Annotated in this window: 11 protein-coding genes; 4 read left to right on the top strand and 7 right to left on the bottom strand. The window is 49.4% G+C overall.

Annotation, left to right across the window (positions count from 1 at the left end):
- Positions 1-158: 158 nt before the first annotated feature.
- Positions 159-620, bottom strand: a complete 462-nt coding sequence (locus AC51G0_RS04455; RefSeq protein WP_496300851.1) for an Lrp/AsnC family transcriptional regulator — start codon at positions 618-620, stop codon at positions 159-161.
- A 169-nt stretch (positions 621-789) separates the two neighbouring features.
- On the opposite strand from AC51G0_RS04455, the gene AC51G0_RS04450 reads away from it, so the two are divergent.
- Together AC51G0_RS04450 and queC are read left to right on the top strand one after the other, a co-directional pair.
- On the top strand, positions 790-1,854 hold the full coding sequence (locus tag AC51G0_RS04450) for a PLP-dependent cysteine synthase family protein (protein ID WP_496300850.1): 1,065 nt from the start codon (positions 790-792) through the stop codon (positions 1,852-1,854).
- Positions 1,855-2,059: 205 nt separating this feature from the next.
- Positions 2,060-2,758, top strand: coding sequence for a 7-cyano-7-deazaguanine synthase QueC (queC, locus tag AC51G0_RS04445; protein WP_496300849.1), 699 nt, complete (start codon positions 2,060-2,062; stop codon positions 2,756-2,758).
- A gap of 91 nt (positions 2,759-2,849) precedes the next feature.
- Here the strand turns inward: queC and prmB are convergent, their stop codons facing one another.
- Positions 2,850-3,782: a 50S ribosomal protein L3 N(5)-glutamine methyltransferase gene (gene prmB / locus AC51G0_RS04440; protein WP_496300848.1), complete on the bottom strand. Its 933-nt coding sequence runs from the start codon at positions 3,780-3,782 to the stop codon at positions 2,850-2,852.
- A 53-nt stretch (positions 3,783-3,835) separates the two neighbouring features.
- On the opposite strand from prmB, the gene smrB reads away from it, so the two are divergent.
- On the top strand, positions 3,836-4,366 hold the full coding sequence (smrB, locus tag AC51G0_RS04435) for an endonuclease SmrB (RefSeq protein ID WP_496300847.1): 531 nt from the start codon (positions 3,836-3,838) through the stop codon (positions 4,364-4,366).
- Positions 4,367-4,453: 87 nt separating this feature from the next.
- Here the strand turns inward: smrB and AC51G0_RS04430 are convergent, their stop codons facing one another.
- The 3 genes from AC51G0_RS04430 to sixA all read right to left on the bottom strand — a co-directional run bounded on the left by AC51G0_RS04430 (position 4,454) and on the right by sixA (position 6,007).
- Positions 4,454-4,810, bottom strand: coding sequence for a four helix bundle protein (locus AC51G0_RS04430; protein ID WP_496300846.1), 357 nt, complete (start codon positions 4,808-4,810; stop codon positions 4,454-4,456).
- Positions 4,811-5,027: 217 nt separating this feature from the next.
- Positions 5,028-5,387 (bottom strand): hypothetical protein, encoded by a 360-nt coding sequence (locus AC51G0_RS04425; RefSeq protein ID WP_496300845.1) that lies wholly within the window; start codon positions 5,385-5,387, stop codon positions 5,028-5,030.
- A gap of 146 nt (positions 5,388-5,533) precedes the next feature.
- Entirely contained in the window at positions 5,534-6,007 is a 474-nt protein-coding gene (sixA, locus tag AC51G0_RS04420; protein WP_496300844.1) for a phosphohistidine phosphatase SixA, read from the bottom strand.
- Positions 6,008-6,373: 366 nt separating this feature from the next.
- Between sixA and AC51G0_RS04415 the strand changes: the two genes are divergently transcribed.
- Positions 6,374-9,139 carry an insulinase family protein gene (locus tag AC51G0_RS04415; RefSeq protein WP_496300843.1) on the top strand — a complete coding sequence of 922 codons (2,766 nt, stop codon included), beginning with the start codon at positions 6,374-6,376 and terminating at the stop codon, positions 9,137-9,139.
- A gap of 69 nt (positions 9,140-9,208) precedes the next feature.
- Here the strand turns inward: AC51G0_RS04415 and fadJ are convergent, their stop codons facing one another.
- Positions 9,209-11,323, bottom strand: coding sequence for a fatty acid oxidation complex subunit alpha FadJ (fadJ, locus tag AC51G0_RS04410; protein ID WP_496300842.1), 2,115 nt, complete (start codon positions 11,321-11,323; stop codon positions 9,209-9,211).
- Positions 11,323-12,633, bottom strand: coding sequence for an acetyl-CoA C-acyltransferase FadI (gene fadI / locus AC51G0_RS04405; protein WP_496300841.1), 1,311 nt, complete (start codon positions 12,631-12,633; stop codon positions 11,323-11,325). The genes fadJ and fadI overlap by 1 nt, the downstream gene beginning before the upstream one ends.
- Between the last annotated feature and the right edge of the window lie 17 nt (positions 12,634-12,650).

Genomic DNA, 12,650 nt, shown 5'->3' with positions numbered 1-12,650 from the left:
GTTTATCATTCTGGCTTTGTTACGAAATACCTTGTAAACAAAGCCATTATCTGAAGGCTGGTTAATAAATCAACTAAATATCGGTGATTGAAATTAAAACAATCACATTGACTATAACTGTATATAAAACAGCAATAGACGCTCCTTTACGGCACTATTTATACCGGTAGGGCAGTCGTATATTTCAGTGGCTCCATTGCAAAAGTCGAAGTCACATTGGTCAGCCCCTCTATACTGTTCACCAGCTTTTTGTAGAACTTATCAAATGCTGCCATATCGGCCACCTGCACCTTCATCATGTAATCATATTCTCCGGCCATACGGTAGAATTCCATCACTTCAGGGAAGTCCGACACTGTTTCAACAAAACAGTGATACCACTCTTTGGAGTGGTTACTGGTTTTGATCTGAACAAAAGCGGTAAATGACAACCCGAGTTTCACCGGATCAAGTAAGGCTACCCGCTGCCTGAGGATCCCGTTTTCTTCCAGCCGTTTGAGGCGTTTCCAGCAGGGTGTCGTCGTCAGGTTTACCGCTTCCGCCAGCTCAGCCAGCGCCAAGGTGCCGTCTTGTTGCAGCAACCGTAGTAATGTTCTGTCTGTATTATCCAACTCAGCCACTTAATTACCCCTTAGTCGCAATATGGAGAAAAATTTTCCCCATATTACCGATATAGCAGCAAACAAAGCAAAGATTTTTCTGCAGCTTCCAGTACTATGCTTAGTATTCCAGCGAGAAAGTTACCGACGGGGTTTCCCTGTCAAACAGCCTGATATATAAGGAAGAAACATGAGCCGTGACCCACAGTGGATTAACAATGCCATCCGTAAGATAGAAGCGGACTTTCAGCGCTCTGCCGATACCCACTTAATCAAGCTGGAACTTCCTTGTCTTGAAGGCATCGATATCTATCTGAAAGACGAGAGCACCCATCCAACCGGTAGCCTGAAGCACCGCTTGGCACGTTCTCTGTTCTTGTATGCCCTGTGTAATGGCTGGATTGGCCAGGACACAACCGTTATCGAGTCATCATCTGGCAGCACAGCCGTTTCCGAAGCCTACTTTGCCCGCCTGCTTGGCCTGCCGTTTATTGCGGTAGTACCACGTAAAACCGCCCGCAAGAAAATTGAGCAGATTGAATTCTATGGCGGACGCGCCCATTTCGTAGACAGCCCTAGCGAAATCTATGACGAGTCACGCCGCCTGGCCAAAGAGCTAAACGGCCACTACATGGATCAATTCACCTTTGCCGAGCGTGCGACGGACTGGCGTGGCAACAACAACATTGCCAACAGCATCTTCGAGCAGATGCAGCTTGAAGAGCATCCGATCCCGAGTTGGGTAGTAATGAGTCCTGGAACAGGCGGCACATCAGCCACCATTGGCCGCTATATCCGCTATCAAATGCACCAGACAAAACTCTGCGTTGTCGATCCCGAAAACTCAGTCTTCCATGACTATTTCAAATCCCGTGATCTCAATCTGACCAGTAATGTCGGCAGCCGTATCGAGGGGATTGGCCGACCGCGGGTAGAACCAAGCTTTATTCCTGATGTAGTTGATGAAATGCGCACTATTGCTGATGCTGCCAGTATCGCTACCGTACACTGGCTGGAAAAGCTGCTCGGACGCAAAGCCGGCGCTTCTACAGGCACAAATCTATATGGCGTACTACAACTTGCCTACGAAATGAAAGTGCGTGGCGAGAAGGGCTCAATTGTGACTCTGCTCTGTGACAGTGGCGAACGCTACTTAGATACCTATTTCAACCCGCAGTGGGTTGCCGACAATATTGGCGACATCTCTGCCTATCTCAGCCAGCTAGAAGCCTTCGAGCAAACGGGTTCGCTGTAAGCTGTCACCCTATCCACTCTCTACACATCTTTGCCGCAGCTTGCCTGCGGCTTTTTTTATCTTCCGGCCATAGAAACTTTTATCGCACGCAGCTCTGCGGTAGCATTGCTCTACCAATAGAGAACCTGCTATTGGTCTATCTTGTGAAGGCAAGATAGTCCCTACCGACTGTTTTTCGGTACGATAATGACAAAGGAATAAAAACATGCGTAAAGCCGTAGTCGTATTTAGTGGCGGCCAAGACTCCACTACCTGCCTGATCCAGGCTATCGCCAACTACGATGAAGTACACTGCATCACTTTCGATTATGGCCAGCGCCACAAGCTGGAAATTGAAGTAGCACAATCTGTCGCCAAAGAGCTAGGCGTAGCGGCACATAAAGTGATGGATGTCGGTTTGCTCAATGAGCTGGCTATCAGCTCCCTGACCCGTGACAACATTGCCGTCTCTCATGAGCTACAGGAGAACGGCCTGCCGAATTCATTTGTTCCCGGCCGAAACATCTTGTTCCTGACCCTGGCAGGAATTTACGCCTACCAAATTGGGGCAGAAGCGGTGATCACCGGTGTCTGTGAAACTGACTTCTCCGGTTATCCGGACTGTCGTGACGAGTTCGTCAAATCACTCAACCAGTCACTGGTACTGGGTATGGATCGTCCGCTGAACATCGAAACCCCTTTGATGTGGCTAAACAAAGCAGAAACCTGGGCCCTTGCCGATCAGTACGGCAAGCTCAATTACGTTCGCGAGAATACCCTCACCTGCTATAACGGCATCATCGGTGACGGCTGTGGTGATTGCCCATCGTGCGATCTGCGCCGTGCCGGTTTGGAAGATTATCTAAGTAATAAAGATACGATCATGGCTGAGCTGCAGGGCAAACAAGCCAAAGGCAACGCTTAATCGTCAAATCGATGTTTAGGCTATAATGTTAGACCCATAAAAAAACCGGAGTCATACTCCGGTTTTTTATACTTCACTTCAGTCAGTCCGCTTAGTCACGATATAGTGCGAACTCTTCCTGGTATTCAAGCAACTGCTCACGCGTCATCATGAACACGCCGTGGCCACCGTTTTCAAACTCAATCCAGGTAAATGGAATATGCGGGTATTGCTCTTCCATATGGATCATTGAGTTACCGACCTCGCAGATCAGCACGCCGTTCTCTTTCAGATAGTCCGGTGCGTTAGCAAGAATACGACGAACCAGCTTCAGGCCATCCGTACCCGCAGCCAAGCCAAGCTCAGGCTCGTGACGGAACTCATCCGGCAGGCTGTTCATATCTTCCTGATCAACATACGGCGGATTGGTAACAATCAAGTCATACTGATCTTTCGGTACATCGCGCAATAGATCAGAACGAAGCGGAGTCACCTGCTGCTCCAGGCCATGATCCTGAATGTTCTGCTCGGCAACTTCCAGGGCATCAGTAGAGATATCCACCAGATCCACTTCGGCTTCAGGGAAGGCATGCGCGCAAGCAATACCGATACAGCCGCTGCCAGTACACAGATCCATGATGCGAGTCGGGCGCTCGGTCAAGAAAGGTTCAAAACCGTTCTCGATCAGCTCGCCAATCGGTGAACGTGGCACCAGTACGCGCTCGTCAACAAAGAACTCCATGCCACAGAACCACGCTTTGTTGGTCAGGTAGGACACAGGAGTGCGCTCATTAATCCGACGGATCACGCGTTCGACAATGCGTAGGCGCTCACTGCTGGTTAGTCGCGAGAAGCGAACTTCTGACGGAATATCTAACGGCAGGTACAAGGTTGGCAGAACCAGCTGTACAGCTTCGTCCCACGCATTATCTGTACCGTGACCATAAAAAAGACCTGCAGCATTGAAACGGCTTACCGTCCAACGTAGCATGTCCTGCAAAGTGTGAAGTTCGTTGACGGCTTCGTCGACAAAAATCTTATCCAAAATAGCCTCCGGATGACGCTACAATACCGCTATAGAGTGGTTGGAATTTCATTATGAGTAAAAAAAATCTTACCCTGGAAGATGACCTGACACTCTTTCAGGATGCGGTTAAAGGCGTAAAAAAGTTGTCGCATGATACCATAATCGCGCCACGCCGACAGAGCCCAAAGGCTGTTAAGCCCAAAGTCTCGGAAAAAGAGACCCAAAACCACGAGTTTTACTTCTCGGACGAGTTCGAACCCCACCTCAACGAGCATGGCCCGACCCAATATGCACGCACCGGTGTGTCCAAATATGAAGTCAAAAAGCTACGCCGCGGGGTCTATGTGCCCGATATGTACCTAGACATGCATGGCATGACGCAACAAGAAGCCAAGCGTGAGCTGGCCGCAATGATTGCTGCCTGTATTAAAGAAAGTGTGTCCTGCGCCTGCGTGATGCACGGTATTGGCAAGCACATCCTGAAGCAGAAGGCCCCGCTATGGCTGGCACAGCATCCGGACGTGATGGCTTTTCACCAGGCACCGCTGGAGTTTGGTGGTGCGGGTGCGTTATTGGTGTTGATTGATATACCGGAGCGGTGAAGCGGGAAGCGGGAAGCGGGAAGCGGGAAGCGGGAAGCGGGAAGCGGGAAATTTTCTATCTCACCAATAAGTTGTCAATAAAGGCAATTAATTGAGTTTTTTCTTTTTAGCATTTATCAGTTTGCCGAGCATAAAAGCGATTCGACGGGATTGTTGCTTTAGCTCAGCAGCTGCATTTGGTGTTATATAGCCAAGCTGCTCCGCAATACATAGTTGAGTATAAAGCTCTCCTACTGAGCCCTTCGCTATATATAGAAAATGGATAGATTCTTTCAGTGACTGCCGCTCTTCCCCTTCGGCAATATTTGAAGCAATCGAAACTGATGAACGAGTTATCTGATCGCGAAAGCCGAAATCTTTCATAGCACCAAATACTTGATAGACTTGCTTCGCTATTGCGCAACCTTCCTGCCATACAACAAGCTGTTCAAATTGAAACTGCATACCACTACCCACTCATCAAAACCCCAAAATAACATGAGAAAATTGTGAGCTTGAGATAGCTTCAGAGCTTTTAGAATGGGTTCAAAATTATGCTTTTGCTTAATTGCATTTCCAAACAAAAAAGCAGCACAGTGCCCTAAGCACCTTACTGCTCTATCAATAACGTCGCCTCACGCTTCTCACTTCCCGAAGTGAAACGTCACCCTTACGCTTCTTTTTAGTAGACGTATTTCGCCAGCGAGCCGACGTTGATCACCTGGCCTTCCACAATCAGCGTCACTTCCCCACTGTCACAGATCTGCATACGGGTTTTTACCGCGCCTTCACTATAATAGTGCTCGCAGTTACCGTTACGGGCACTGTCGATGCGTGAAAAAATCGTGATCCCGCCTGGTGATAAGAGGCCTTGCGGGGAAGCAAACGTCAAAGTACTGCCAGATGCAGAGATGTGCATTTCTTCACTGATACCGTTTGCCCATTTAATCGCGCCATTGGCATTGATGCTAGGAGCCCTTGGTCCCTGGATACAACCAGCTAATAGCACAACAGCGAAGATTGCAAAAATTTTACCTTTCATAACAGTAACTTTGTTAATTCTCGTTCGATGAATGATACTAAACCCAACAGGGAGTTAAACCTTGATAGATTAAAAATGAGCCCTGAGTCAGCGCTCTAGAATGGTATCGGCCGTTGTGGCGATTTCCTTAGCGACGGATGTCACAATTATCCTTCTGGATTGGCTTGCCACAAAAACTCAACCTGTTCATCATCAGGCTGATAATCAATCGCTGCAATGGCTGAAGTGCGGAACATCGGAGGCTGAAGCCCCGGTACCATTTCCGCCGTTAGGTAGCCAACTAATGGCAGATGCGAGACCACCAAGACCGTCTCAGGGCGCTCCACAGTGATTACCGCCTTCAAGTAAGCAGTAACCTCTTCAGCTTCCCCGTAAGGTGTTATTTCATCGATGGTCATCAAGCGTTTAGGCTCTGGCAGGTGCTGAGCCATCGCCTGCCAGGTTTGTTGGGCACGCAAATAAGGGCTCACCCAAACCATATCAAGTCCAGTTGTTAACTGGCTTGCTAGTTGGGTCGCCATTTGCTCGGAGTGAGATTCACCACGCGCTGTCAGAGGTCGCTCCGCATCACTGGGAGCGAAGTTCTGCGCCTCACCATGACGCATGATATAAATTCGCATATTGCCTTTCCAATAAACCAATCCTATTAACTAACCGGACCGTCAGCGCCAAAATATATTGCTGAAAGCATGAACAGTCATCACAACGGCTGTGAGTTAATACGACAAGAGTGTGCTTCTAATATGCGGCTATGCTAGCAAGTCCTTCCGGTGCTGAATAGCCATTCCGCACACTCTGTTACCGTTCCGTGACCCATGAAACGCCTGAACAAAAAAATCCTGCAACACCCTGGCAGGTTCAACAACCCTTTATCCACAATACCGCAGGAGGATTGATGAGAGTAAGAATCAATGAGAAGTTAATTTGCCACCCTCTATATTGAGCGTCATAATTAGCTTAATTTCCTTAGAAAATAGGCTCTTCACGTGCATATTAGTCCTAATGATCCTAAGCAGTACCGCTACCTGACTTTAGACAATAAGCTTAAGGTTCTGCTGGTACATGATGCTGACGCTCCTCGCTCTGCCGCAGCATTGTCCGTCAATGTCGGACACTTTGATGATCCTATTGAGCGACAGGGTATGGCACACTTCCTAGAGCATATGCTGTTTCTCGGCACGGAAAAGTATCCAAAAGTCGGTGATTTCCAGACATTTATCAACCAAAGCGGTGGGAGCAACAATGCCTGGACCGGGACAGAAAACACGACATACTTTTTTGAAGTCAGCCCCCATGCCTTTCGCGAAGGGCTTGATCGCTTCGGTCAATTTTTTACAGCCCCGCTATTTAACGAAGAGGCGGTAGATAAAGAGCGTCAGGCTGTCGATTCCGAATATAGGCTGAAGATCAAGGACGATGTCCGCCGTCTCTACCAGGTCCATAAGGAGACCATTAACCCATCCCACCCTTTTGCTAAGTTTTCTGTCGGCGATCTGACCACGCTAGATGACCGTAACGACACGTCGATACGCGAAGAATTGATTGCCTTTTATCAAACTCATTATTCTGCCGACCTAATGAGTCTGGTACTGCTCGGGCCGCAATCACTGGACGAACTTGAAACCTTTGCGACAACATTTTTCGACCACGTTCCCAATACGGATAACACCAAGCCTGCCATCGCCGCTCCTCTGGTTACAGCCAACGAGAATGCACAGTTCATTAAAATTGAACCGATCAAGGAAGTCCGCAAGCTCACCCTGTCTTTTTCCATGCCTTCTGTTGAGCAATATTACCGCCAGAAACCACTCTCTTATATCGCTCACCTGCTGGGAAATGAAGGCAGCGGCAGCCTGATGTCAATGCTGAAAAATCGAGGATTGATCAATACCCTGGCAGCCGGTGGTGGGGTCAACGGCAGCAATTTCCGCGAGTTCACAATCAGTCTGAACCTAACACCAAAGGGGCTAGATCATATTGATGATATCGTCACAGCTGTTTTTCAATATATCGAACTCATCAAACAGCATGGGTTAGATGAGTGGCGCTACAAAGAGAAAAAAGCAGTGCTGGAGCTGGCCTTCCGTTACCAGGAAAAAAGCCGCCCATTAGATACCGTCAGCTACCTGGTTATGAACCTGTTTCACTACGCACCGGAAGATGTTATCTACGGTGACTACATGATGGCAGGCTATGATGAGGCACTATTACATGAGCTCCTTGGTTACCTCACACCAGGAAACATGCGGTTGGTTCTGGTTGCTAAGGAACAGGAGTATGACCAGATAGCGCAGTGGTATCATACACCGTACTCTGTCACTCCCTTCTCTGACGAGCAGCTAAAGCGTTGGCAACAGGTTGAAGTAGAACCGGAACTTTTCCTGCCCGAGGAAAACCCCTATATTTGTGACCAGCTTGACCCACATCCACTGACATCGGAAGCCGAGCAACCACCTCAACTGATCCAAGATCTTCCTGGGTTCCGCCTGTGGTACAAACAGGAACATGAGTTCCGCGTTCCCAAAGGCGTCGTTTATGTCGCCATTGATAGCCCGCATGCTGTCGATACGCCTCGTAATATTGTAAAAACCCGCCTCTGCGTCGAGATGTTGCTAGAAGCAATTAATGAATCGGCCTATCCGGCTGAAATCGCAGGGATGTCATACAACCTCTATGCTCACCAAGGTGGCGTAACCCTACAGCTATCAGGGTTTAGCGAGAAACAACCACTATTGATGAAACTGATCCTGGACCGCTTCGCAGGCCGGACGTTTAACCCAGAAAGGTTTCAGAACATCAAGGCACAGATGCTTCGTAACTGGCGCAATGCCGCTGAAGACAAACCGATATCTCAGCTTTTCAATGAACTGACCGGGGTATTGCAACCCAATAACCCGCCGTATCCGGTACTCATCGAAGCACTGGAGTCAATCGAGGTCGATGAACTGCCTGAATTTGTTGAGGCGATGTTTGCAGAGTTGCACATCGACACCTTTATCTACGGCAACTGGCTAAAAGATGATGCCCTCGCATTGGCCGAAATTCTTAAAGATGCTTTCCGAGTCACAGATCAACTTTACGGTGAGTCGCAGCGACCGCTGGTTCGGTTGGGCCAAATCGGCACCCTGCGCCATGAGGTAAACTGCAACCATGCTGACTCGGCAATTTTGATGTACTACCAATCAAGGAAAACGACACCTCGGAAAATTGCCGTTTACACTTTGGCTAATCACCTGATGTCGACAACTTTTTTCCATGAGCTTCGTACCCGTCAGCAATTAGGGTATATGGTAGGAACAGCAAACCTACCACTTAATCGACACCCCGGGCTGATTTTATATATCCAGTCGCCAGTAGCGGCTCCCGCTCAGCTATCTGAAGCGATTGATGACTTCACCAATGCTTTTGCCCTCGTCTTACTGGAGCTGAACGAAGCGCAATGGCAGGCCAGCAAACAAGGGCTGATTGCTCAGGTTTCTGAGCCGGATACCAACTTGCGTGCTCGTGCACAGCGGTTCTGGGTCAGTATCGGCAATAAAGATGCTGAGTTTAACCAACGCCAGAAAGTCATCGAAGAACTGCAAAACCTCAACCGTGCCGATATGGTGCGGTTCATTGTCGACATCATCAAGCCCCGTACCTCAAATCGGTTAGTCATGCATTGCCAAGGCCAGGCCCATAGCAACCTCGAGCCTCTTTGTATCGGCCAACCGATTGAGTCAGTCGACGAGTTTCAGAAGAGCGCCCGATAAAAAAGAAACAAAGGTAGCTAAGATAAAAAAATGGCCTGCATCAGCAGGCCATTTCTCATTTCATCATAACTAGGCAGGATAGAAGCACTGACCTTCATTTGCCATCGCAACCAGCTTGTCACAAGGCTTGAAGCGCTCTCCGTACTTATTCGTATGCTCATCAAGCAGCTCAACAACACGCTTGATCCCCAGCTGATCCATATAACGGAAAGGACCACCGAGGAATGGCGGGAAGCCGATACCAAAGATCGCACCAATATCACCATCACGCGGCGACTGGATCACGCCTTCATCCAAGCAACGAGCCGCCTCATTTAGCATCATCAAGCTACAGCGCATCGCCAAATCCAGGCCTTGCGCTTTTTTCTCCGGTTTAATATTCAGCAGCTTGTAGACACTCTTATCAACCGCTTTTTTCTTACTGTCATAAAGGTAGAAGCCTTTACCGCTCTTGCGCCCTTTTCGGCCATCGTTGAGCAGCACGTCAAACACATCCGGGCCTTTGAAGCGCTCTCCCAGCTCCTCGACCATAATCGGCATGATCTTGGCACCGATATCGACACCGACCTCATCGAGCAAGGTAATTGGCCCGACAGGGAAACCGAAATCAAGCAACGCATTATCTAGGTGCTCAATCGGCTCGCCGCTGAGCAACACTGATGCGGCCTCGTTCATGTATGGCGCAAGGATACGGTTAACATAGAAGCCCGCTTTGTCCCCGACGACTATCGGTGTTTTCCCTTGTTTCTTCGCCAAAGCAACAACGGTCGCGACCGTCTCAGGCGATGTGCCGGCATGAGGGATCACCTCTACCAGCGGCATTTTCTCAACCGGGCTGAAATAGTGGAGGCCAACAACATTTTCCGGACGCTGTGCACCTTCCGCGATCTGGTGTATCGGTAGCGAAGAGGTATTAGTGGCAAAGATTGTGTCCGCTTTTGCGTTTTCCTCAATCTCTTTCACCATCTGGTGTTTCAGCTTCAGATCTTCAAACACCGCTTCTACCACCACATCGGCACGGTTAAAGCCGGTATAATCTGTTCCTCCGGTAATATCCATCATCTGCTTTTGCAGCTCGGCTTTGCTGATGATGCGGCGCTTACGCTTTTTATCCAGCAGCTTATAGTTATAAGCCATTGCATTCAAAATACCGTCATTCGAGATATCTTTGATCCGCACCGGATAACCTGCTTTGGTCGCAGTCACATGGCTAATACCGCCACCCATCAAGCCGCCACCCAATACACCAACTTGCTTGATCTCGCCGGGCTTGGCATCAGAGCCGGCTTCTTTCTTCATCGCCGTCGTGGCAAAAAAGATGCTGCGCAGCGCTGCTGATTCTGGTGACATAACCAGCTCACCAAAACGCTTGGCTTCTTGCTGTAATCCCTTTTCCATACCAAACTGCAAGCCAAATTTAATGACTTCAAGAATGGCATCTGCCGCCGGGTAATTACCGCGCGTTTTTTCGTTGGTTTTCTTCGAAGCCTGGTCAAACACCAAAGAGCGGCCCAGGGCATTGCCGCCCATCGCCCAGTCCTGGAAGGTATGCTTGCGGCTTGGCTTGGCTTTTAATGCCTGCTGCTCTGCGATATCGAGTAAAATACTCTGCGGTACGGCTTCATCTACCACACCCATTTTTTTCGCTTTCTTCGCCCGCAGCTGTTTCCCGGTCAAGATCATGTCCAGTGCATTCGCCACACCGATAAGACGCGGCAGGCGCTGGGTGCCACCTGAGCCTGGCAGCAAGCCTAGTTGAACTTCAGGTAAACCCAGACGGGTTTTGTCATCATCCGAACAGACTCGGCTATGGCAAGCCAATGCGAGCTCCATCCCGCCGCCAAGGCATGGCCCATGGATAGCTGCCACCACATGGAATGGCAAGGCTTCCAACTCAGCAAACAACTCCTGTCCCTTGGCAGCCAGCTGCTGTGCTTCTTCTGCTGTCGTGCAGGCCGCTAGCATGCGGATATCTGCCCCAGCAATAAAGTTATCTGGCTTGCCTGAATAGACAACCAGGCCTTTAATGCCTTGTTTGTTTTTTAATTCAGTCAGCACATCGGAAACTTGTTCGACAAACGCTGACTGTAGCGTATTCATTTTTTCTTCCGGCACGTCGATCTTTAGCCAAGCAACACCGTTATCACCGTAAGATAAAGAAAATGCGGATACTTGTTGGGTCATTATTCTGCCTCCAGGATCATTGCTGCGCCTAAACCACCAGCCGCACAAGCGGTATTCAATGCAAAGCCGCCACCTCGGCGCTGCAGCTCACGCAATGTCTGGGTGATCATTCGCGCACCTGTTGCGGCAAACGGGTGACCATAGGCAATAGAGCCCCCCAGTACATTAAACTTATCCATATCGATCTCACCGATTGCCTGGCTACGCCCCAGTTTTTCTTCGGCGAACTTCTGTGAGCCGAACATCTTCACATTCGCCAGCGTCTGGGCGGCAAAAGCTTCATGCATATCAATCAGGGTTAAGTCAGACAGGCTCAAACCGGCACGGTCAAGCGCCATTGGCGTTGCGTAAGATGGCCCCATTAGCATGTCTTTCTCTACACCAATGGCAGAAAATGCATAAGAGCGGATATAGCCGAGTGGTTTTAGCCCAAGCTCTTTCGCCCTGCCTTCTCGCATTAGCAAAATAGCCGCGGCCCCATCGGTTAGCGGTGTCGCATTAGCGGCGGTCACCGAGCCGAACTTACGGTCAAATGCCGGACGCAGCTTGGCATAGGACTCGAGGGTAGATTCTTCGCGAATGTTGTTATCTTTATCGATCCACTGGCGGTAAGGTTCAGGGAAGGCTGTAATAACCTCGTCTTGGATCAGGCCATCTTTCCACGCCTGCGCGGCTAGGGTATGAGAACGATGGGCCAGTGCATCCTGTTCCTGGCGGGTAATGCCATGGCTCTTCGCCATCTGTTCAGCAGTTTGCCCCATGCTTATGCCTGTCGAATACTCGGCAACAGCCGGTGGAACTGGCATCAGATCTTTCACACTGAGTTTACTGAGTAGTTTTAAACGCTTGCTCATCGTTTTCGCCTTGCTCAGCGCCAATAAGGTGGCCGCCATTTTCTTCGATACCCCAATAGGCAGTACCGAGGACGAATCAGCACCACCAGCAATACCGATATCGATAGTGCCCGAAATAATGCTTTCGGCAACATTAGCTGCAGCCTGGAAGCTGGTCGCACAGGCTCGGGTTACACTGTAGGCATCTGTACCGATATTCATACCGGTACCGAGCACAATTTCACGCGCAATATTTGGTGCTTCAGGCATTTGAACAACCTGGCCAAATACCACCTGTTCGATCAATTTCGGGTCAAAATCAATCTGTTGCAGCATTTCATTGACCACCATTTTCCCCATATCCAATGCAGGGACACCATTAAAGGCGGTGGCCTGACGGGCAAACGGGGTACGTAATCCACTTACAACGGCGATGCGCTCACCCTGATGAGTGGTGAGATTCTGGAGACGTGTCATCGCTACTCCTTATTATG

This window comes from Photobacterium sp. HL06, from assembly GCF_059552575.1.
This window is presented reverse-complemented; position numbering and strand designations above follow the sequence as displayed.